This window comes from Rhodococcus sp. OAS809 (assembly GCF_040546695.1).
Classification (GTDB): Bacteria; Actinomycetota; Actinomycetes; order Mycobacteriales; family Mycobacteriaceae; genus Rhodococcus_F; species Rhodococcus_F qingshengii.
The window spans coordinates 3545410-3566552 of sequence record NZ_JBEPOI010000002.1; the positions used below are offsets into that span (position 1 = coordinate 3545410).

General features: G+C 61.3%; 20 protein-coding genes. 8 read left to right on the forward strand and 12 right to left on the reverse strand.

The window, feature by feature from the left end; translation table 11 throughout:
• Position 1 precedes the first annotated feature (1 nt).
• From ABIE52_RS19620 to ABIE52_RS19650, 7 genes are all read right to left on the reverse strand, one after another.
• A complete protein-coding gene (locus ABIE52_RS19620; protein WP_003943463.1) occupies positions 2-688 on the reverse strand; it encodes an HAD family hydrolase in 687 nt (228 codons plus the stop codon).
• 269 nt (positions 689-957) lie between these two features.
• Positions 958-2409 carry a catalase gene (locus ABIE52_RS19625; protein ID WP_003943483.1) on the reverse strand — a complete coding sequence of 484 codons (1452 nt, stop codon included), beginning with the start codon at positions 2407-2409 and terminating at the stop codon, positions 958-960.
• Between the two features lie 31 nt (positions 2410-2440).
• Positions 2441-2995 carry a Fur family transcriptional regulator gene (locus tag ABIE52_RS19630; RefSeq protein WP_003943517.1) on the reverse strand — a complete coding sequence of 185 codons (555 nt, stop codon included), beginning with the start codon at positions 2993-2995 and terminating at the stop codon, positions 2441-2443.
• A 285-nt stretch (positions 2996-3280) separates the two neighbouring features.
• Positions 3281-3928, reverse strand: coding sequence for an acetoacetate decarboxylase family protein (locus ABIE52_RS19635; RefSeq protein ID WP_042446642.1), 648 nt, complete (start codon positions 3926-3928; stop codon positions 3281-3283).
• Entirely contained in the window at positions 3912-5627 is a 1716-nt protein-coding gene (locus tag ABIE52_RS19640; RefSeq protein WP_007732329.1) for a GMC oxidoreductase, read from the reverse strand. The genes ABIE52_RS19635 and ABIE52_RS19640 overlap by 17 nt, the downstream gene beginning before the upstream one ends.
• On the reverse strand, positions 5624-7108 hold the full coding sequence (locus ABIE52_RS19645) for a flavin-containing monooxygenase (RefSeq protein ID WP_192712904.1): 1485 nt from the start codon (positions 7106-7108) through the stop codon (positions 5624-5626). The genes ABIE52_RS19640 and ABIE52_RS19645 overlap by 4 nt, the downstream gene beginning before the upstream one ends.
• Positions 7105-7629, reverse strand: coding sequence for a TetR/AcrR family transcriptional regulator (locus ABIE52_RS19650; protein WP_202427151.1), 525 nt, complete (start codon positions 7627-7629; stop codon positions 7105-7107). The genes ABIE52_RS19645 and ABIE52_RS19650 overlap by 4 nt, the downstream gene beginning before the upstream one ends.
• Before the next feature lie 183 nt (positions 7630-7812).
• Here ABIE52_RS19650 and ABIE52_RS19655 point away from each other — a divergent pair, with 183 nt between their 5' ends.
• The 5 genes from ABIE52_RS19655 (at position 7813) to ABIE52_RS19675 (ending at position 11579) form a co-directional block, all read left to right on the forward strand.
• Complete coding sequence (locus tag ABIE52_RS19655) at positions 7813-8523, forward strand: response regulator transcription factor (protein ID WP_007732315.1); 711 nt, start codon at positions 7813-7815, stop codon at positions 8521-8523.
• A 167-nt stretch (positions 8524-8690) separates the two neighbouring features.
• Positions 8691-8933, forward strand: a complete 243-nt coding sequence (locus tag ABIE52_RS19660; RefSeq protein ID WP_003943509.1) for a LuxR C-terminal-related transcriptional regulator — start codon at positions 8691-8693, stop codon at positions 8931-8933.
• A 131-nt stretch (positions 8934-9064) separates the two neighbouring features.
• Complete coding sequence (locus ABIE52_RS19665) at positions 9065-10132, forward strand: sensor histidine kinase (RefSeq protein ID WP_042446628.1); 1068 nt, start codon at positions 9065-9067, stop codon at positions 10130-10132.
• On the forward strand, positions 10129-11226 hold the full coding sequence (locus ABIE52_RS19670) for a DUF8320 family protein (RefSeq protein ID WP_192712902.1): 1098 nt from the start codon (positions 10129-10131) through the stop codon (positions 11224-11226). The genes ABIE52_RS19665 and ABIE52_RS19670 overlap by 4 nt, the downstream gene beginning before the upstream one ends.
• Before the next feature lie 47 nt (positions 11227-11273).
• Positions 11274-11579 (forward strand): hypothetical protein, encoded by a 306-nt coding sequence (locus ABIE52_RS19675; protein ID WP_007732306.1) that lies wholly within the window; start codon positions 11274-11276, stop codon positions 11577-11579.
• 6 nt (positions 11580-11585) lie between these two features.
• Here the strand turns inward: ABIE52_RS19675 and ABIE52_RS19680 are convergent, their stop codons facing one another.
• The 3 genes from ABIE52_RS19680 to ABIE52_RS19690 are packed head-to-tail and all read right to left on the reverse strand — an operon-like array spanning position 11586 to position 15516.
• Positions 11586-12482: a hydroxymethylglutaryl-CoA lyase gene (locus ABIE52_RS19680; protein ID WP_370333090.1), complete on the reverse strand. Its 897-nt coding sequence runs from the start codon at positions 12480-12482 to the stop codon at positions 11586-11588.
• Positions 12483-12498: 16 nt separating this feature from the next.
• A complete protein-coding gene (locus tag ABIE52_RS19685) occupies positions 12499-13713 on the reverse strand; it encodes a CaiB/BaiF CoA transferase family protein (RefSeq protein ID WP_007732303.1) in 1215 nt (404 codons plus the stop codon).
• Between the two features lie 36 nt (positions 13714-13749).
• Positions 13750-15516 (reverse strand): multicopper oxidase family protein, encoded by a 1767-nt coding sequence (locus ABIE52_RS19690; RefSeq protein WP_192712901.1) that lies wholly within the window; start codon positions 15514-15516, stop codon positions 13750-13752.
• Positions 15517-15788: 272 nt separating this feature from the next.
• Between ABIE52_RS19690 and ABIE52_RS19695 the strand changes: the two genes are divergently transcribed.
• Entirely contained in the window at positions 15789-17105 is a 1317-nt protein-coding gene (locus tag ABIE52_RS19695; protein ID WP_192712900.1) for an HNH endonuclease signature motif containing protein, read from the forward strand.
• Between the two features lie 88 nt (positions 17106-17193).
• Here the strand turns inward: ABIE52_RS19695 and ABIE52_RS19700 are convergent, their stop codons facing one another.
• Together ABIE52_RS19700 and ABIE52_RS19705 are read right to left on the reverse strand one after the other, a co-directional pair.
• On the reverse strand, positions 17194-18126 hold the full coding sequence (locus tag ABIE52_RS19700; RefSeq protein ID WP_192712899.1) for an oxygenase MpaB family protein: 933 nt from the start codon (positions 18124-18126) through the stop codon (positions 17194-17196).
• 1 nt (position 18127) lies between these two features.
• A complete protein-coding gene (locus ABIE52_RS19705; protein WP_073512824.1) occupies positions 18128-19909 on the reverse strand; it encodes an acyl-CoA dehydrogenase family protein in 1782 nt (593 codons plus the stop codon).
• A gap of 149 nt (positions 19910-20058) precedes the next feature.
• Here ABIE52_RS19705 and ABIE52_RS19710 point away from each other — a divergent pair, with 149 nt between their 5' ends.
• Positions 20059-20709: a TetR/AcrR family transcriptional regulator gene (locus ABIE52_RS19710; protein ID WP_007731498.1), complete on the forward strand. Its 651-nt coding sequence runs from the start codon at positions 20059-20061 to the stop codon at positions 20707-20709.
• 43 nt (positions 20710-20752) lie between these two features.
• Complete coding sequence (locus tag ABIE52_RS19715; RefSeq protein ID WP_003943507.1) at positions 20753-21094, forward strand: Imm51 family immunity protein; 342 nt, start codon at positions 20753-20755, stop codon at positions 21092-21094.
• Positions 21095-21143: the final 49 nt, after the last annotated feature.

Sequence of the window (21143 nt, forward strand, 5' to 3'; positions counted from 1 at the left end):
ATCAACTCCCGGTATCTAGGCCTGAAACGAGTTCGGAAATCACACTGCCGTCGAGGTGGTCGAGAAGGTCGCGGGCGTCGTCGTACACGGCAGCCGCACCGGCACCTTCGAGTTCGTCGGTCGACATGCCGCCGCTGCGCACTCCCACAGCCACAACGCCCGCCCATGTCGCCGCCTTCATGTCCCAGACGGCATCCCCGACCATGACCGCATTGCCCGCGTCGACACCTGCCTTCGCGAGCGCGACCTCGATCAGGTCCGGATCAGGTTTGGCTTCGTCGACGGATTCCGAAGAGGTGGCGGCGTAGATCATTTCGTCGATGTCGAGCGTCCGGCGTAGCAACTTCAGTTCGTCGTCCGGCGCCGAGGTAGCGAGCACCACGTGCAGTCCGAGCGAGTGAACTCGGCGGATCAACTCGCGCGCTCCCGGCAGTACTCGGAGACGGTCGGCCGACTGCCGGTAGTACGTGGTGTGAAGTTCTTTGGCTCGCGGTCCGCACCCGTCGATGTCTTCGCCGAGCAAGGACTCCAGTAGTTGGTCTCCGTCCATGCCGATGCTGCGGTGTACCCGCCACGCGTCGACCGGGCGACCTACCTCGAAGAAAGCTCGCGACCACGCTTCTACGTGCAGATAGTTGGAATCGACGAGCGTTCCGTCGATGTCGAAGAGAACCGCACCTATTGCCATGGGAATTGACTGCCCAACACCTCGGTTCGCGAAACTTGTGCCCCGAGCATTCTCAGCTCGAGAAGCGGATCATGGAGAGTGCGAACAGCAGAAGTGCACGTCGAACAGGGGTGTCGTCATGGAGTCAGTCGTTGTATTCCTTCTCGCATGCTTCGTCTATTGGTTTGCGCTTCTGTAGTTGGGTAGACGGAAACGGACCGCTGCCGGGAAGTGATTTCCCTTGCAGCGGTCCGCATTCGGTAGACCTAGGCGATGCTCATGTCAGCGGGTCACTGACCTGCGCGTACACCTTCTTCGACGCGCTTGCCCAAATCTGCGTCGACGTTCTTCCAGTACTCGAAGACACGCAGCAGAACTTCTTCGCTGACGCCGGCAAGGGCGTGGCCGACGATGTTGCTCACCAGGCGCTCACGAGCTGCGTCGTCGAGAACTTCACGGACCAGCGTTCCGGCCTGTGTGAAGTCGCCGTCCTCGGCGTGCTCGATGTATCCGGCGCGCACTGCCTTGCCGTCGAACGCCCACAGTCCTTCGTCACCGGCAACCGACGGATCGGCATGCGGTCCGCCGTAAGAGTTCGGTGCGTACACCGGCGTCGACGGGGAATTGAAGCTGTAACGCATGGCGCCCTCCTTGGAGTAGGAGTTCACCTCGTTCTTCGGCGCGTTGACCGGCAGGTCGGCGTAGTTGGTGCCGATGCGGTAACGATGTGCGTCGGCGTAGGAGAAGACGCGACCGAGAAGCATCTTGTCCGGGCTGAATCCGATGCCGGGCACCACGTTCGACGGCTCGAAGGATGCCTGCTCGATCTGCGCGAAGAAGTTCTCCGGGTTACGGTTCAGCGTCCACTTGCCGACCTCGATCAGCGGGTAGTCCTTCTGGGACCAGACCTTGGTGAGGTCGAACGGGTTGAAGCGGTAGCCTTCGGCCTCGTCGACCGGCATGATCTGAACCTTGAGTGTCCAGCTCGGGAAATTACCGGCCTCGATGGCGTTGTACAGATCCGCGCGGTGGTAGTCGGGATCGCTACCGGCGAGGCTGTCTGCTTCGGCCTGCGTCAGGAACTCGATGCCCTGATCGGTCTTGAAGTGGTACTTCACCCAGAAGCGTTCACCCGCAGCGTTGACCCACTGGTAGGTGTGCGATCCGAAGCCGTCCATGTTGCGCCAGGTCTTCGGGATACCGCGGTCACCCATCAGCCAGGTCACCTGGTGAGCGGTCTCGGGACGCAGAGTCCAGAAGTCCCACTGCATGTCGTGGTCACGAAGACCGGAGCCGGGCAGTCGCTTCTGCGAACGAATGAAGTCGGGGAACTTGATGGCGTCCTTGATGAAGAACACCGGGGTGTTGTTGCCGACGAGGTCGTAGTTTCCCTCTTCGGTGTAGAACTTCATCGCGAAACCGCGCGGATCGCGCCAGGTGTCCGGGCTGCCCTGCTCACCGGCGACGGTGGAGAAGCGGACGAGGGACTCGGTCTTCTTACCCGGCTGCAGGAACGCGGCCTTGGTGTACTTGCTGACGTCGTGTGTGATGACGAGTTCACCGAAAGCGCCGCCGCCCTTGGCGTGGACGATGCGCTCCGGGACACGCTCGCGGTTGAACTGCGCGAGCTTCTCGATCAGGTAGTGGTCGTGAAGGAGCACCGGCCCCTGAATACCCGCGGTCAGCGATTCGTCATCACTTGCGACCGCGATACCGAAATTGTTGGTGGTGGGCTTGGTCATGGCGAAGCCTCCTAGCGTTGTGGGCTGGGCGTCAGAGGAGCGGGGCTGCATCCGAGTCGAAAGCATGGGCTGCATGCGAGGTGGCTGACTCGGAGGTTCTGGACGCATCAATTCGATTCTGCGAGACCGCGTCCGACTCGGTGTCGGATTCGGCAGAATTCTTCAGGCAATCTTCGCAACGGCCCCAGAACACGACCTCGGCTTCGTCGATTTCGAAGCCGTGATTATCGGAAGGTTCGAGGCAGGGAGCTTGGCCGACAACACAATCGACGTCGACGACCTTGCCGCAGCCGCGACAGACGAGGTGATGGTGGTTGTCACCAGTCCTCGTCTCGAACCGTGCGGGCGAACCCGCCGGCTCGATGCGTCGCAGCAATCCTGCGTTCACGCATGCCTTCAGCACGTCGTAAACGGCCTGTGTGGATACCGATCCGAGCTGCTGCCGCACGAGTGCTGCAACAGAATCGGCGTCTGAATGCGGTTGGGCTGTAACCGCATCCAGCACGGCGAGGCGCGGAGCAGTGACCCTCAACCCGACGGCGCGCAATTGCGCTCGGGGGTCGAAGTCATGCTCTCCGTCTCGCATGTTTCCCAGTATGCCGCTTTTCTGGAATTAGTCAAGAAAAGGATTGCCTAAGTTGAATCGAGACCGGTGTCACATATCAAGGACGGGAACAAATCCGGGGAGACCGCCGTTGAACACCCTGTCGGCGTCCGAACAAGCCCCGGGCCCCACCCCTTTTGTCGCTGCGAGCGACCACCCGCCGAGAGGCGCCTGTGGGACGTCGACACCTGACTTTCACACCACACGACCAAGGCCGCCCGGTCACTGACGGGCGGCCTTGGTCGCTTTTCGCAGGTCAAACCCCCGCTACCGATGCTTGGCCGCTCCCGTAGTCATTTTTCCGCCCAGAATCACGACGCCGTGATGGGTGCCCGCAGCCAGCCAGTCCGGCAGGGTCTGCCCCTCTGCCTCGACGCTCACGCGCGCGTATCGGAACGATCCCGTCAGCCTTGCCGACGCGATCGCCAGACCTCCACCGGACTCCGGCTGCGCAAATCCCAACGCCCCGGCGATCGGCAGACGCGGCCCAAGCATCCGCGTATCCGAACGCACCCGCCATCCGTCGCCGGTTGCAGTGAATTTCTGCTGCACGTCTCCGTCGAACTCGGCCAGAACCTTGGGTAGTTGCCAGTGGACTCGCCCACCGTGCACCGACGGTTCCGAATCCACCGCGATGAAAGGGACCGCCATCCGCGGCATAGGCCCGATCCGTTTCCCTGGCGCATGCAAGACCGGACTGGCGAGGATCTCGCGATACGGGCCGACCGGCGAATCGAGGTAGTCCACCATCATGGCCACCGTCATCGGAATCGTTCGACCATCCGGGCCGAGCTCGCGTGCCGCCGACGTACTGCGGTGCCACCACAGTGTCGCGCGAACGCGAGCCGGCCACGGCGGCGGATCACTCACCGGCCAATCGACGCGGTCACTTGTCGATTCAGGCACGCTCCACATCGGACACCTTCTCAGCTCGAATGGTCAGGGGAAGCCGCAAAGCGCCTGGTGCATGCGTCGGCACCACCGGATCGGACGGCAAAGTCGGATCGATACGTACGTATGGCTCGCCGGTCTTCGGGCGGGCGTCCGCGCCACCCTTGTTCGGCCACATCGCGCACGCTCGTTCCGCCTGCGCAGTGATGGTCAGGGAAGGATTCACTCCGAGATTTGCGCTCACCACCGAACCGTCCATGACGTGCAGTCCCTCGTGACCGTATGCACGCAGATACGGATCGACGACGCCACTCGACGCGCTGTCACCGATCGCGCAGCCACCCAGAAAGTGTGCCGTCATCGGGATGTTCACGATCTCGGCGATGGAACCACCCGGGTCGCCGTCGATCTTCTCGGCGACCTTGCGAATGGCTGTATGACCCTGCGGAATCCACTGAGGAGGTGGATCGCCCGGTCCCGGTCTACTGGTGAGGGAGCGCCCGAATCGTTTGGTGTTCTTGGAAAGTTCGAGGGAGTTGTCGTCGGTCTGCATCACCAGCGCGATGACGGTTCGCTCGGACCAGTTCCGTACCGACAACGACCGCAAGAACGCTCCTGGGTGTCGGGCCGCGACTGCCAGAGTCTTCAGCACCCGGGGAGTTCGCCCACCGCCGTCACTCAGGACGGTCTGCAGAAGTCCTATTGCATTGCTGCCCTTGCCGTATCGCACCGGCTCGATGTGCGTGTGATCATCCGGGTGAAAGGACGACGTGATGGCTACGCCCTGCGTGAAGTTCCGTCGACGCGACTTCGACGTTGCGGCCAGTACGGCTTCGGAATTGGTACGTACGACGGTGCCGAGAGTATCCGACAGGCCCGGCAGGGCACCGGATTCCTTCATACCGAGCAGCAGTCTCGCCGTTCCGTACGTTCCGGCGGCAACCACCACCTGATCGGCGGTGAACCGAACTTCTCGCCGGCGGACGCCGTCCGTTCGCCTCGCGAGCAGGCGGTAACCACCGCTTGCCGCCGGCCGAAGGTCGGTGACGGTCGTGAGCGGATGAACCCTGGCGCCCGCTTGCTCGGCGAGATGGAGGTAGTTCTTGACCAGCGTGTTCTTCGCACCGACTCGGCAGCCGGTCATACATCCCCCGCATTCCGTGCAACCTGTGCGTTCGGGTCCTTTTCCGCCGAAGAACGGGTCCGGCACGGAAACTCCTGCCTCCCCGAAGAAAACACCGACGGGGGTGGACGTGAAGGTCTCCCCCACGCCCATCTCTTCGGCTACGTCCTTCATCACCGCATCGGCAGGAGTGAAGGACGGATTGGTGCGAACACCCAACATCCGTTTGGCCTGGTCGTAGTACGGCGCCAGTTCGTCGTGCCAGTCAGTGATGTGCGCCCACTGACGGTCTTCGAAGAACCGATTGGGTGGCTGATACAACGTGTTGGCGTAGTTCAACGACCCACCTCCGACGCCGGCCCCCGCCATCACGAGCACATCCGGAAGAAGATGGATGCGCTGAACCCCATAACATCCGATCCACGGCGCCCACAGGTACTTTCGAAGTCTCCAACTGGTTTCAGGCAACTCGTCGTCGGCAAACCGTCGACCGGCTTCGAGCACCCCGACACGGTAGCCCTTCTCCGTCAGGCGAAGAGCGGCGACACTGCCACCGAATCCCGAACCGATAACCACCACGTCGTAGTGCGTCGCGGTCATGCCTCGACGCTTTCGATCTTGCGAGCGGAGTAGTTCTCCCGATCGAAATGCTCCAGCAGCGAACGGAATTTGAAAGTGAACGTCGGCCACTGCACCGAGTTGCGCCCCTCCGGATCGATGTACCAACTCGAGCATCCGCCCTTGTTCCACACCGTGTGCTGCAACTCGTGCTGAATTCCCTTGTTGTAGTGCACCTGCACCGTCTCGTTCACGTCGAGGGCATCGATCCGCTCTCGCTTCATGGTGTTCACGGCGTCGTTGACGTACTCGGCCTGGGACTCGAGCATGTACACGATCGAACTGTGTCCGAGGTTGGTGTTCGGACCGTACATGAGGAACAGATTCGGGAACCCGCTGACCGCAGTACCCTTGTACGCGTTGGGACTACCGTTCCAATGTGCGGCCAGCGTCTCGCCACGTTTTCCGGTGATCAGATGCGCAACAGGCGGTTCCGTCGGCGTGAACCCCGTGGCGAAGATGATGGTGTCGACCTTGTGCTCGACTCCGCGTCCGTCGACCACTCCGTTTTCGGTGACCGAGACGAGCCCACTGTCGACCAGACTCACGTCCGCGCGGTCAAGGGTGCGCAACCAGTCGTTGGACAGAAGCATGCGCTTGCAACCGATCGTGAAATCGGGAGTCAGTTTCCGGCGCAACTCCGGATCTTTCACCTGTCTGCGCAGATGAAGGCGCGCGGCCGCCTCGAAGGCAGGCAGCACCCACGTCGCGTGCGACATCGCGGCACCGAGTAGCTCGCGGAAGCCGTAAACCCACCCTCGAATCACCTTCTGTGTAACGGGAATCCGCGAGTACACGGCCTTCTGTGCAGCAGGCAGGGTGCGATCCATCCGCGGAATCACCCAGGCCGGAGTTCGCTGGAACACGGTGACATGGGCAGCAGGGTCGGCAATTTCGGGAACGAACTGAACCGCCGACGCTCCCGTTCCGATCACGGCTACGCGCTCACCGCGCAGTTCGTGTTCGTGGTTCCACGTCGCCGAATGGAAAGTGGTCCCCGAGAATTGGTCGAGGCCGGGGAAATCCGGGATCTTGGGCGTCGACAACGCTCCGGTCGCGGCGACCAGAGCTTTGGCCGTCAACGACCCTCGAGATGTCCGAATACGCCACAGCACCGCATCCTCGTCCCACACAGCAGCTTCGAGTTCGCAGTTCAGGACTACGCGTTCCACGATGCCGGTGTCTGCGGCCACCTTCTTCAGATAGTTGTAGATCTCGGGTTGACGAGCAAAGGTATGACTCCAATCGGCGCTCGGCGCAAAAGAATACGAGTACAACGCCGTCGGCACGTCACAGGCACAGCCTGGATAGGTGTTGTCGCGCCAAGTGCCGCCGATGTCAGCTCCACGCTCGATCAACACGACGTCTGCAGCGCGGTTGTCGCGAAGCATTCTGGCGGCCAAGCCCATACCGGCAAATCCGGCACCGACGATCAGCGTTTCGACATGTTCGGGAAGCTTCACTTCTTCTCCACTCGGGATTGCCAGGCCGGCAACAGTCGCGCTCTGAGCGCGTCGTCGGCTTCGGATGTACGAAACAGGGCTGAGACGGCAAGCCCACGAACGAGTTCGATGGTGAGTTCGACCGACTCGGAATCGAACCGATCACCGAACAACTCGGCGCTGCCGAACTCGAGCGCCTCACTCACCTTGCGTTCGAGGGGCACCGTCGCCGCATGCAGAACGGGATCGGTCCGCGCCGCGACCCACAATTCGAGGGCGGCATAGAACAGCGGCCCGGAGAACGCGTCCGACAGGACCTCGAGGCCTCGACCACGATCCACTTCAGCGGTGAGGATTTCTTCCAGCCGCTTGTCGACCAGATACTCGACGGCCGCGACGACCAGCGATTCCTTGGTCGGAAAATGATGCAGTTGCGTACCCCGCGAGACGCCTGCCCGGCGGGCGATCTCTTGCGTGCTGGTCCGTGCGTAGCCCAGCTCGACCAACGATTCGACGGCGGCGTCGAGGAGGCGCCCACGCATCGCCGCTGTACGTTCGGCCTGGGTACGGCTTACTTTCGCATCGGAAGCGGTCTCGGTCACAAGACAACTGTAGAGCCGAAACGTAAAACAGTCCAGGCTGACTTCAAATCTTGACACGTAACATACCGGTCAGTCAGCTCTGCCTGATAACGTCCTCGCATCGAGCGGAGGGAAACAATCGCTATGCCAGAGCAAACAGCATTTCCACACCGCCGTGTCGGGTTGGTGGAAGACCACGAGTCGGTAGCAATCGGCGTGTCCGTGATGCTCGAGGACGAGCCGGACCTCGAATTGGTGTGCATCGCGACCACTGTGTCCGAGATGCTCGCTCAGAACGTCGCCTTGGATCTGGCAATCCTCGACCTCCGGCTGGCCGACGGTTCATCGCCCAAGAGCAATGTCGAGCAACTGCGGGCCGCCGGGCTCGAGACATTGATCTTCACCGGGGCGGAAAACCCGTACCTCGTTCGCTCGGCCGCCCGTGCCGGCGTACTGGGTGTTGTACGCAAGTCCGAACCGACTGCCGTCGTGGTTGATGCGATACGCGCCGCCGCGTCGGGAAGGCAGGTGGTGACGACAGAGTGGGCTGCCGCAATCGACGGGGATCCAGGTCTCGACGAAGTGGGTCTGAGCCCTCGACAACTCGAGGTCCTCGAACTTTACGCATCCGGAGAGAAGGCGGATCGAGTTGCGCGACTCACCGGTTTGGCGCCGCAGACGGTTAACGACTACCTCCAGCGCATCAGGCAGAAATATGCGGCTGTCGGACGACCCGCACCGACAAAAACGGATTTGTACAAACGCGCGGTCGAAGACGGGGTGTTACCAATTCCTGAACGGCCTACTTCCGGAAAAAAGCTGACTTTGACTAACAATGAGGTTCGGCAACAATAACTCTCACAGCGCTGCCCCTGAAAATATGGGCAGAGGAATTGATGTCTGGGAAAAATTTCCCTCTTCGAATTACATTCATCTGACAAGAAGACGGCACTGTCGGGGGTCTGTCATTCCGCTACAGAGAAGTAAGGACGAAACTCATGACAGTCACTGTGGAAAACTGCATGGCACAGGATCCCGTCGGACCGCACCTTTCGGAGCGCGAAATCGAGGTTCTCAGGGAATGGCTACTGAGTGATTCGAAGTCACGCGTTGCTCAAAACCTCTACATCAGCGTGGGAACGGTGGGGACCCACCTGTCGCGGATTCGCGAGAAGTATGCCGACGTTGGAAGGAACGCACCGACGAAATGCGAATTACTCGTGCGAGCGATACAAGATCAGATAGTGACGATCGACGAACTCTGATCGACAGAGTTGCTTTCGACAAAACAGCCAGTGCTTCTGACGAAATTCTGAGGCTCTTCGGCCGTTTCATCGGCGCCGGCTATGTCTGCTATCTGATATTGCTTGCCCCTGCGATTGCAGAAGCCACCACGATGTCTGCGTCGTGGTGGACTCCACTGGCGGTGGTCGCGACTTTCGGTAGTGGGCTGGCGCTGGGAGCATCGACGTTCCACGCCGACACCCGATGGGTGAAACGAACTGCGAGCGCAAATGCGGTTCTCTACGTCGTGGTCATCCTCCTGTGGTGGCCGGCGTGGAATGGTGACCACGTCACAGATTTCACCTTGTGGATTTCCAATTTCCCCGGCGTCGCCAGCCTTGCTGCCGCTGCAGCTTGGCGACCGGCCGCTGCCGTCGTGCACCTTTTCGTAGTGGCAACACTCGCACAGTTGACCAATCACATAATCCGGACGAGTCCCACGACGCACCTGTTGGTTCCCGACCTCGCCTTCGCCTGGACATTCTGCGCGGTTTTCGTAGCAGCGGCCGTCATGGCCTTGCGAACCGGACGAGTACTGGATGCGACCATCGCCACCACTCATGCCGCTGCCGCCGGCGCCGCCGCGGCCGAGGCCAAATCCGTCGAACGCGAGAGATTCGACGCACTCATCCACGACACCGTGATGTCGACTCTGCTCGCTGCTTCGAGAAACGACGCCGATCCCTCGGTCGTCGCTCAGGCGCGAAGGACGGTGGCAAGACTCGACGAACTGCGCTCCGGAACCGACCACGAGACGAGTTTCGACTTCGACGGAATCCTCGCTCAGTTGCGTTCAGCCGCTTCGGAAGTGGACGAAAACATCACGTTCGAGACCGCCCTCTCCGACGGGTCTGATCCGAGCGGATACGCACCCGACTCGATTCGTGCGATGGCCGGTGCGATGGCCGAGGCACTGCGCAACAGCGTCAAACACGCCGGAAGCAGTGCACGGCGTTCGGTCACGGTCACGGCAACCGCCACCCACCTCGAAGTAGTCGTCACCGACGACGGCGTCGGCTTCGATCCGAGCTCCGTCGAGACGCATCGCCTCGGAATCACTGTCAGCATCCGCGGCAGAATGCGTCAACTCGACGGCGGATCGGCAACCATTCGATCGTCACCCGGCCGCGGCACTTCGGTGACTCTGACGTTGAGCTTGCCCGTAGCGGTGATGACATGACCAGGCCGGACGGACGAGATGTCCGCGATCTTCTCGGCATGCACAGCCGTGCTGCTCGATTCATGGCTGCATGCTTCGCGCTCACCTGCGTGATCTCGGTCGCCTACACATCCTCCGACGTCCGCGCAGTCTGGCCGATGATCTTGGCAATTATCGTGTGCTCGACTGCGGCTTTCACACTCGTACTGAGCAGAGGCGACCCGATGCCGCTGGGGCAGAGCGTTCTGGTGTCTCTGACCGGCGCCGTCACGAGCGGCCTGGTGTTGTCAGTGGTTCCCGTCCCCGTCAACGACATGACTCAACTCTGGATGTTCGGGATGTCGACGGCAGTCTTCACCTTCATGTGCGTTCGTGGGCGTACAGCACTCGCGTGGCTCGGGCTTGGACTTATGGTGTTGGCGACCGCCATCTGGTCCTCCACCACCGGCCAGGGGGCCATGTACGGAGTGTCGTTGACGGTCATCAACGCGGGCCCTGTTCTGATGTCGACCTTCTTCGCATACACCATCCGTCCTCAAGCCAAGGTTATCTACGAACTTCGTGAGCAGTCCACCCAACGAATTGCCTCCGCATCCGCCAGTGCTGCGATTCTCGAGGAACGCGACGCGCAACTCGACAGGCTCGATGTCCTTGCACGCCCGCTCCTCGAACGGGTCGCTTCCGGGGTTCCACTGACAACCACCGAGCGGCAAGAATGCGAACTCCTCGAGGCGCAACTCCGAGATTCGCTGAGGGCGACAGGCTTACAACAAACAGATGTCATCGATGCTGTGCGTGCCGCTCGAAACCGCGGCGTCGAAGTGGTCCTGCTCGACGACCACGGAATGGATGGCGCGAACGCCGACGTGCGCGACCGAATCCACTCGAGCATCGTCCGGGAACTCACCGCGATCACGCGAGGAAAAGTGACCATACGGATCCTTCCACCTCGGCGTACCGCTATGGCCACGATGCTGGTCGACACTGAAGACGTTCGACGAATCGAGTTCGATCACAACGGAATGCAGCTGCTACGGCAGGGGGACCGGGGAGAGCTCGGCACCTCGTCCATGTCCGTCGATCCGACTACAGACAGCGCCGTCGAACCCGAATAGCTTTCGAGGAGAGTGAGATTCACCGGGTCGATCACCAGGAGAAATGAATGATCTTCGAACTGCGTCCAGCGCATGTCGCACGTGCCCTCGCCGCACTGTGTGCCCTTCCGATTCTGTGGACATTCGCAGTAGAGGGAATCACCACGACAACGGAATACGACTACAGCACGGGCGAAGTGTCCTCATCGAGCGACCTGGGCTCTCAGATCGGAAGCGTCGCGATCTGGATCGTCCTCGCGATCGCATTTGCCGCCGGTGCATGGTATCTGGAGAAGCAGCGCATCGGTTGGCCGGCCGCGGCGCACGAGCAGCTGGTCAAACTGCAGCTGGCATCACCCAACCGAGAAGAGTAAAGGTCCCTACCGCTTCCGATCGCCGGCGCGGAGAAGATTACTGGGAACCGTATGGCCCACTATCTCCTCTGCAACGGCAGCGGCACGAATGCTCGCATCCAGGTCGATACCTGTCGCGATGCCCATGTCTTCGAGCATGTAGACCAGTTCCTCCGTCGCGATATTGCCACTGGCACCGGGAGCGAACGGACAACCACCGAGACCTCCGGTGGACGCGTCGAGGTTTCGAACACCGTGCTGCACAGCCGCAAACGCGCACGCAAGACCAGCGCCACGCGTGTTGTGGAAGTGCGCACCCAAGCCGAAGTCACCTACTCTTTCGCCCACAGCGTCGATCAATCGTCCGACACGTCCCGGCGTGGCAGTGCCGATGGTATCTGCGATCGAGAACTGATCAGCACCGAACTCCTTGGCCTGCTCCGCAATCCGCAGAACACGATCCGGGTCGGTTGGACCGTCGAACGGACAGTCCCAGGCTGTGGCCACGATGACCTCCACCCGTCCTCCGGCGTCGTGGACGATCCGGACGACCTCTCCGATACGTTCGGTCGCTTGCTCCGTCGTCGACCGAGTGTTGGCCTCGCTGTGGCCATTCGATGCCGACACAACATATTCGACGGTTTTCATTCCTGAGGCGACGGCCCGTTTCGCTCCACCGATTCCGGCGACCAATGCCGAGAACTCGATGCCGGGCCACTGGTGCAGTTCTGCGGCCAACAATTCCGCGTCGGCCAACGCCGGCACAGCGCGCGGTGAGACGAACGACGTCGCCTCGATACGCGAAACACCCGTCGCAGCCAGAGCGTCGACAAGACGAAGTTTCTCGGCCAGCGACACCGGGTCTTCGATCTGCAACCCGTCCCGTGGTCCGACTTCACGAATACTGACTGCTGGAATACCCACGCCAGGTACCGACATGTCAGATCACGCCCTTCATCTTCAGTTCTGCCTGCTCGTCGTCCGAGAGTCCGAGGAGCCCGCCCCACACCGAGGAGTTGTCGTGACCCGGCGCCGACGCTCCCGCGTTGCGCACGGATCCGGGTGTCTCACTGAAGGTAGGCACGACGCCCAGGCCGAGGACGTTTTCACCGATCCGCTCGTCGTAGTGGTCGACGAGCATCCCACGCTCGATCAGCTGCGGGTCCTTGACGACATCTTCAACCGTATTGATCGGCCCGGCAACAACTCCCACTTCGGTGAGGCGTTCCACCAGGCTGGTGGGGTCTTGGAGCGCGACCCAGGCACTGATCAGTTCGTCGAGCTCGTCCTGATGTTTGCCACGCGCAACATGATTGGAGAAGCGGTCGTCATGCGCTAGTTCCGGTCGCCCCATGATGGTGCACAGACGCACGAAGAGCGTGTCCTGATTGGCTGCGATCACCACCCAGTTTCCTTCAGAGGTCTGATAGATGTTGGACGGCGCAATACCCTCCAATCTCGTTCCCGAGGGCTGCCGGATGATCCCGCCCCGATCGTAATCCGGGATCGTGGATTCCTGCACCGCCAGACAGGATTCCGTGAGGGCAACGTCGACCACCTGACCACGGCCGGTCCGCTCTCGTGAGAGCAACGCCGCCAGCACTCCCTGAACGGCGAACATCCCGCCGAGAGAATCTCCGAGCGAAAGGGCAATACGCGGAGGCGCCTGCCCTGGATAACCGTTCAGATGCCGAAATCCGCTGACCGCTTCGGCAACCGAGGCGTAGCCGGCGCTCTTGGCTTGCGGTCCACTCTGCCCGTAGCCGGATACCCTGGCCAACACCAACTTCGGATTGCGCGCACTGAGAACGTCGAATCCCAGGCCCCACTTCTCGAGGGTGCCCGGCCGGAAGTTCTCGACTACCACATCGGCATGTTCGATCAGATTCAGAAACAGGTCTCGTCCCGCGTCGACGCGAAGGTCCAACGTCACACACCGCTTGTTGCGGGCGTGAACCGTCCAGAAGAATCGATGACCGTCCTGCTCGGCCTGACCCCAGGTACGAAGCGGGTCCGGGCGGTCCGGCGATTCGATCTTGATCACGTCGGCGCCCATGTCGCCGAGCAGTTTCCCGGCGAAGGGCCCGGCGATCAAGGTTCCGAGTTCAATCACCCGATATCCGTCCAGGGGCCCGGTGGGCGCACCTTCCGACACAGCTGCCTCCTCTGGGAACTTTTCTCCCCTTGAAGGCTACGTCACCACCCGATATCGCAACATCATGTCGTGGTCTTCGTGATCGAGCATGTGGCAGTGCCAGACGTACCCCTGAAGGTCCCCCATGCCGACTTCTCCGTGTGCCGAGTGATCTGCCATGGAACCTCTCGCGAAAGTTGCATCCGGATCGAAGCCCAACTCGTCGGCCGTCGGAAAGCGCACGATCACGCGGGTAATCGAGTTGGCATCCACGATGACAGTGTCCTTCTCCCCCGTTTCCCACACTTCGGGAGGCCGCAGCGGGGAGGTCACGAATTCCTCGGCCGACGGCGTCCACCGGACTCCCAGGTCAGGTACCGGATACCGCTGCATGAGCGCTGCAGTGTCGATGTTCTGGCGCCCCACAACGCGGAACGCCACCAAGTGCAGATGAATCGGATGCGGTTCTGTGGTGATGTTGATCAAATTCCATTGCTCGATGGTTCCCTGACGCGGCAGTTCGATATCTGAATCAGTGAACCGCAAATTATTGAGCGACATGGTGATCGACGGGTAATCCGAGGGACGCGACAGCTGCATGATCGTGAGATTTCGCACCACATCCGGGGACGCCGGTTCGGCAGCAACGGAATTCAGCTGCTGCGGGATCGAGCCGGTGAATCCCTTTGCGCTGCCCACGTCGAACCGACAGAAGACCGGCATCACCTGCGTGCCGCGTTGCGCCACCGCAAGGGGTACCGGTTCGTCGTTGCGCAATTCCACCGTCGTGCCCGGCTCGAGCATACTGAAGTCGACAAGCAGATCAGCGCGTTCACCCGGACTCAGCCGGACGTGATCCGTCGGCGCAGGAGCGGCCAAAAATCCTCCTTCGGAACCGATCACCCAGAACCGCATACGATTTGCGAAGTGCAGATTCCACACCGAATAGGTTGCGGCATTGAGCAGTCGCAATCGGTACAGTCCGCGAGCCACCTCCACTTTCGGCCATACGACGCCGTTCACTACACCCACGTCACCGGGAGTCGCCGGATCCCAGGAACCCTGCGGAGTGAGCCACGTGGAACGGACACTCTGTTGACCGTCGGAGGTGAAGACCTTGTCCTGCAGAATCATCGGAAGCTCGAATTCGCCGGACGGCAAGCCGAGAGAATTCCCGGTGGTGCCTGTATCTGCGTCGTCACGGAGAAAATACATCCCGACCAGCCCGGCGTAGACGTTGAGGCGCGTCATTCCCATGGCGTGATCGTGATACCAAAGATTGCCGGCTGCACGACCATTCGTGTACTCGTGAACCAAACCTTCGCCCGGACGCTGGATCAGCTCCGGATGCCCGTCGAACTGCGGTGCAGTAACTCCTCCGTGCAGGTGAAGCGAGGTGGGGACCTGTGTGCGGTCGAGGTCGCTGACGCCGTGCAGACCCGGATCGACATCCGCGGCAAGCGGATACGCAGAAATGTCATTGGCATATCGGACTGTGACGAGCTGATCGACGTGAGCTTCGATGGTGGGGCCCAGATAATCCATTCCGCCGTAACACAGCGACGGCGACGACGGTAGGTCCGGATGGAATCGGTGCATCGACGATGCCGCACGAAGCTCCAGGTTGCCACCCGAAATGCCCGGCAGGACAGGAAGGGTCTCCCGAAACGGTTCCAGACGGGGCGACGGAAGTTGGAACGGGCGCAGTGGATCGACATCAGGTGGTCGAGCCGTCGCTAATCCAGCGGACAACGCGCTCAGACCGGCCAGCAGGCCAAGCCCTTGAACAAACGATCGGCGACGGATCTTGTGTGACTCGTCCACTCACGGCCCCCTCACGCTGACGGCATCCGGAGCGGGTTACCCGTGTGCCCGCACGGTCAAACACCGACCACCTTCTCCAACCAAAGCTCGAAAATCGGCGACCTTACCCCACCGCACCGGTCGCCGTACTCGACGACCTCCTCCGTCCCGACGAAACACGTTTGCGGACAACGGATGCACTCTTGCAGCTTTGCGAGAAGCCGAAGATTCGAAAACACTCTTGACTCGAACGCATGTTCGAGTATAATTTGGGGAGGGGATCGGGGGATTCAATGAGTGTCTTGTTGTCGGACGTGGTGTCTGGTTCTGCGGTGGGGTTACGCGGACGCCTGTGGCGGTTGACTGCTGCCGAGTTGCGCGCTGCTGCTGTCGAAGCGAGTGCGGAGATTCTTCGTCTCGAAGCTGTGCGTGTGGCGGTGGTGGACGAGTTGTCGTTGCGCCCGGATGATCAGGTGATTGCCAGTCGCGGTGTGGGTGCGTGGTTGGCGGCTAACACGATGCTGCAGGTTCGGGACGGGAAGAAGATCGCCGCGTTGGGTGCTGCTTTGCGGCCGTTTCCGGCTGTGGCGGCTCGGTTCGATGGCGGGGAGTGCTCGTTCGAGCATGCCGTGTTGATCGTGGCGTTCTGTGAATCACCACCGAAGGGCATGCCGGAGGAGGCGCTCCCTCGCTGTATCGACCTACTGCTTGCGGCTGCGTCGGGCGTGGAAGCGACGACCACGAAAGTGCGGAACGTGATCGCGACCTTGGAGCGAATCTTCGAATCCGATGAAATTCCACCCGCCGAAGACGTCGACCGGAATGAGCTGCGGATCGCGTCGACATTGAACGGTCGAGTGGTGGTGCGCGGTGATTTCGACGCCCTCACCGGCGAAATGCTGTTGTCGGCGTTGTCGAATCTGACGATGCCCACCCCGGCACCCGATGGAACCCCGGATGCTCGGTCGGCAGCGAAACGAACTGCCGACGGGTTCACCGAACTGATCCGCCGCTATCTCGACTGCGCCAAAACAGGCACAGACGGTGGTCAACGCCCGCACGTGAACGTGCACCTCAATGCTCGTGATCTCGCTGAGCATCGGGATTGCGCCGCGTCGCCTTCTGATGTGGACGACGAAGGCTCACCCGATCTGGACTTGTCGGATCTTGATGTCGGCCACATGCCCTGGCTCGGGCCACTGTCGGTGTCGCAGACCCGACTCCTCGGATGCGACTGCTTCCTCTCCACCGTTCTGCTCGACGATCACGGCGCGCCCTTGGATGCGCAACCAGGAAAGAGGTTGGTCACCGCCGAACAACGCGTCGCCCTCATCGCCCGAGACAAAGGCTGCGCCTTCCCGGGCTGCACATGCGTGCCCGCCTGGACTGATGCGCACCATATCCGGCACTGGGCCAACGGTGGCCCGACGGTGATGAACAACCTGGTCCTGCTGTGCCGTTCACACCACCGACTGATGCACCGAAAATCAGGGTTCGTCGGGAAATGGGAAATCCGAATAGGAGTCGACAACAAACCCTGGTTCATTCCCCCGCCCTCGATCGACCCCGGGCAGCAACCGCGCCCGGCGAACACCACATTCAAAACCTGAGAACGAACCTCAGGCACAACAGAACACGGCCGAGCACCGCATCGAAGGGATCCCCCCGATGCGGTGCCAACAGGCCGTGGCGAACCCGTCAGACGGCCTGCGCAACCTTGGCGGCTCGCGGGAATCGCTCCCGAATCTCCGCTGGCGTGACAACTCTCGGGTCCAGGGGTTGCTCGTCACGCAGGTGGCGCTCCAACACCTTGCCCGTCATCGGCGCAATGACTTTCAGAGCAGTGGTCATGTTCTTCGGTGAACTACCCAACCGGACTGCCGTTCGCACCGCGGGCGCAATTGCTCTGTCCAACAACGCTGGCTGATCGAACCCACCCATCGTTCGCATCCAGCCGGGCAAAGTCGCGATAGTGGCCGGCGCGACCAATCGGCTGAATGTCGCGAACTTCGTCTTCCCCTGCGCTCTCGGTGTTCTCAACAAGTAGTGCATCGCCCGGTTGGCACGCTCGGAGGTACACAATCTGGGCCTGACTTCAGCGAAGTACTCACGTACCTCGTCTCGGGAGCGTGGAACGTCGGAGGTCTTGCATGTCTGTAGTTCGGCAGCGATCACGCATTCTTCCCAGTACCGCTGCTCTTCGACAGCTGAAAGCGGGCCCGGCCCATACATCTCGTAGCACTTGAGCACCGAATGCCAACCCGTCACGTGGATCCAGAGTTGTGACGCCGGATTGTTTGCGCTGTAACGAGTTCCGGTGATCGGTTCGATGCCCGCAGCCTGAGCATGAACTGTCATGAGGTGGTCGGACAGCGCCAGTGCTGTCCGCCCGTCGGCAGTGGCGACGGTCAGGAAGTACGCCAAGGTTCGGTCGAGTCGCCCGGCCGGATCGCTGTAAATCCCGCTCATGTCTGCCACTGCGGCAGCCAAGAAGGGGTCGAAGTGCTCGAGCACCACCGACCGCTGGAACCCGATCAGCGCTGTCGGCGCGGCCCAGATCTTCCAACTGGGTGATCCTGGGCCGAAGAAGCCGTAATCCTCACGCGGTCGATTCATCGTCAGTTCAGACATTTCATTCCTCCCCGTTCGTTGAGCCGGCACCGTTCATTTCGTAGGCACCAGACAAGGCGACTACTTGCTGCCAGACGTACTCGAATCGCTCCGCCGCGAACGTGGGGCGCCGAATAGATGCGAGTGCCAACCGTTGCTGATCTTCACTGGCGCTGGGTTTTCCGTACAACTCCACCGCTGCAGCACTGAAGTCGCGGACCAGGACATCGAAGATCTGATCCAGCACCCCACCGCTCCGCTGTCCCTCGTCCAATCCCAAGATCTCGGCTTGTTCGAGGATCAGCTGGCCGTAGACGACGAGGGTGAAGAGTTCGGTGATCGCAAGGCCGAAGTCCAAGTCGACCTGCTGCGCCGCATCCGGTGCAGCTTCGGCTAGAAGGGTCACGAGCGCTTCTGCCTGCTCCACGAACAGTGCAACGTTGGGAACATCCGCAAACTTCGCGTACACCGCTCGCCAGTCGTCGAATCGAACCTTGGACAACCCCCGTGCCGGGCCCTGACGGAACAGGAACTCGTCGTCGGCTGCGTCGTTACGCGTCGGAATCGCCGGAAATGACTCGGGGGCAAAGAGGTACGCCGGCATGAACTTGGCGATCAGGGCGAGATTGACGGCGACGGTCCCCTCGAGCTTGGGCAGCCCGTCGACATCCATCTTGGCCACCGCGAGGTAGCTGTCCTTCTCGAAGCCCTTTGCCGCAGCGATGTCGGAGAGCAGTCCGATCACCTTCTGTGCCTCGGTTGTCACCTTCATCTTGGTGACGGGATTGAACAAGAGGTAGCGGCGGTCCTCGGGCGATGCGGTGCGGAAGTAGTCCACCGCACGATCCGAGAAGAGCCTCATCGCCAGCAGGCGCGCGTACGCGTCGACGAATTCACGTCGTACGTGTGGGAACGCCGTGACGGGATTGCCGAACAGGATTCGATTGTGCGCGTGGGTAATCGTCTCGTACAAGGCATGAGTCGACATACCGATTCCGCCGAAGCACAGGTTGAACTTTCCGATGTTCACGGTGTTGAGTGCGGCACTGAAAGCTGCCTCGCCGGTATGCAGGATATCCTCTGCCGCAACGGGATAGTCGACGAGTGAGAACTCCGCTACGTACATCTGGGCCGGAACGATGTTCTTCACCACGGTGAATGCCGGATGGTCCGAGTCGGCGTAAAAGAAGACGTACTGATCAGTGCCCTCCACTCCGTCGACACGGCCGAAGACAGAGACCGTGTTGGCGCAGTTGCCATTTCCGATGTAGTACTTCGAACCGCTGGCCAGGTACCCGCCGCTGCCGTTGGGCGTCAAGACCATGTCCGTGGAGTAGACGTCCGCGCCATGCTCTTTCTCGGACAGTCCGAATGCCGCAACGCCTCCGGAAGCCAAAGCGGAAGCTGCTCGCGCCCTTGCCGTCTCGTTGTCGCTCTGCCACACCGGCCCGAGGCCGAGGATGGTCACCTGCCACGGGTACCAGTAGTTGAGTCCGTAGAAGCCGAGGATCTCGGACAGTGCGGCGATACGACTGGTATCCCAGCGCTTGTCGGAGTCGCCACCACTGTCGCGGGCGGGCGTCAGAAATGTGGCGAACAGGCCTTCCTTTGCCGCGAAGTCGAGGAAGTCGGAGTAGAAGATCTTGTCGTGATAGTCGGCCAGGAGTCGATTCTTTCCACGCGCCTCGAACCAGTCGACGGTCGCGCCCAGCAGTCTCCGCGTGGTCGCGTCGAACTCCGGCCGATCGTACGTGGAGGGATGGAGCAGCAGATCATTCGGCACTAAAGAGGTCGACGCTGTCATAGCGGTTGTTCTCCTCGAGATCTCGGCAGAGGCGCCTCACTGAGCACCATTCGAATGCAACGCCACCGTAACAATTGCAGACGATGAATACAACGGTTGCGTATTATTCACGAAGAAGTGGCAGGCAGATTAGGGTGAGAGCGGAGGTGATGCACACGATGACCAGGTCACAAGCTGACGCAACGGATACACCGCGGCGCAAGTACGCCCCTCGCATGGCGCCCGAGCAACGTCGCGAGCAGCTCCTCGACGCAGCATTCGAGGTCACCGGCCGCGTTGGCCTGCACAACCTCAGCATGGAATCCGTCGCTGCCGAAGCCGGTGTCGGCAAGCCCGTCCTCTACACGATTTTCGATACCAGGACCGATCTCGTCGCTGCACTGCTGCGCCGCGAGCACGAGCGAGCCATCGCTCAGGTGCTCGAAACCATGCCGACAGATCTGAGCGAACTCGGCCCAGCGGCGTCGTACACCGGGACCGTCGGCGCCTTCGTCGACGCCGTACTGGAGAACCCGACGCGCTGGCGCCTGATTCTGACGTCTGTCGAGAACGCCCCCAGCGAGTATCACGGCTTGTTGAAGCTCTCTCGCGGAGCTGTCTTCGCCCGCGCCGAAGAACTGGCCCGCGCCGGGATTGCCCTCGAGTCGAAGCTCGAAGGCCTTGATCCGGTTCTCCTCGCACACACCATGATGTCGTTCGCCGAAATGCTCGGACGACTGGCCGTCAGTGATCCCGAAACCTATACCCGAGAACGACTTTCCAGTTTTGCCGTGGCTCTCGCACAATCGGTCGGGCGTTAGCGGCCGACTGAAACCTGTCGGTCGGATCTGCTTCAATACACGCATGACATCACCATCGATCGAACCGCTACAGCTTTTCGAAACGTCTCCGGGCAACTGGTCACTGATGCTCACCGACCAGCATTTCGGCAAGGTGGCATCGATATTCGAGCAGGTAGAGGGTTTCGAAGGCTCCGGTTACGACTGGGCGTCGGTCGCCCACGCAGTGGTAGGCCGCGATGCACCGCATCTGGAGGGCCGCTTCGGCACCGATCCCGAAGCGGGCATGTTTGTTGCGTACGGCAGCGACAACGGAGCTCTCGGTGAGCTCGGAGCGCTACTCGCCAAAGCGTATTCGGATGCCGAGTACCTCGGTGGCCTGGTCGCCATTTCCGAACTCGACTAGAGCGCCGGTCGAAACGACACCGGCCCCACACCTAGGTGCGGGGCCGGTA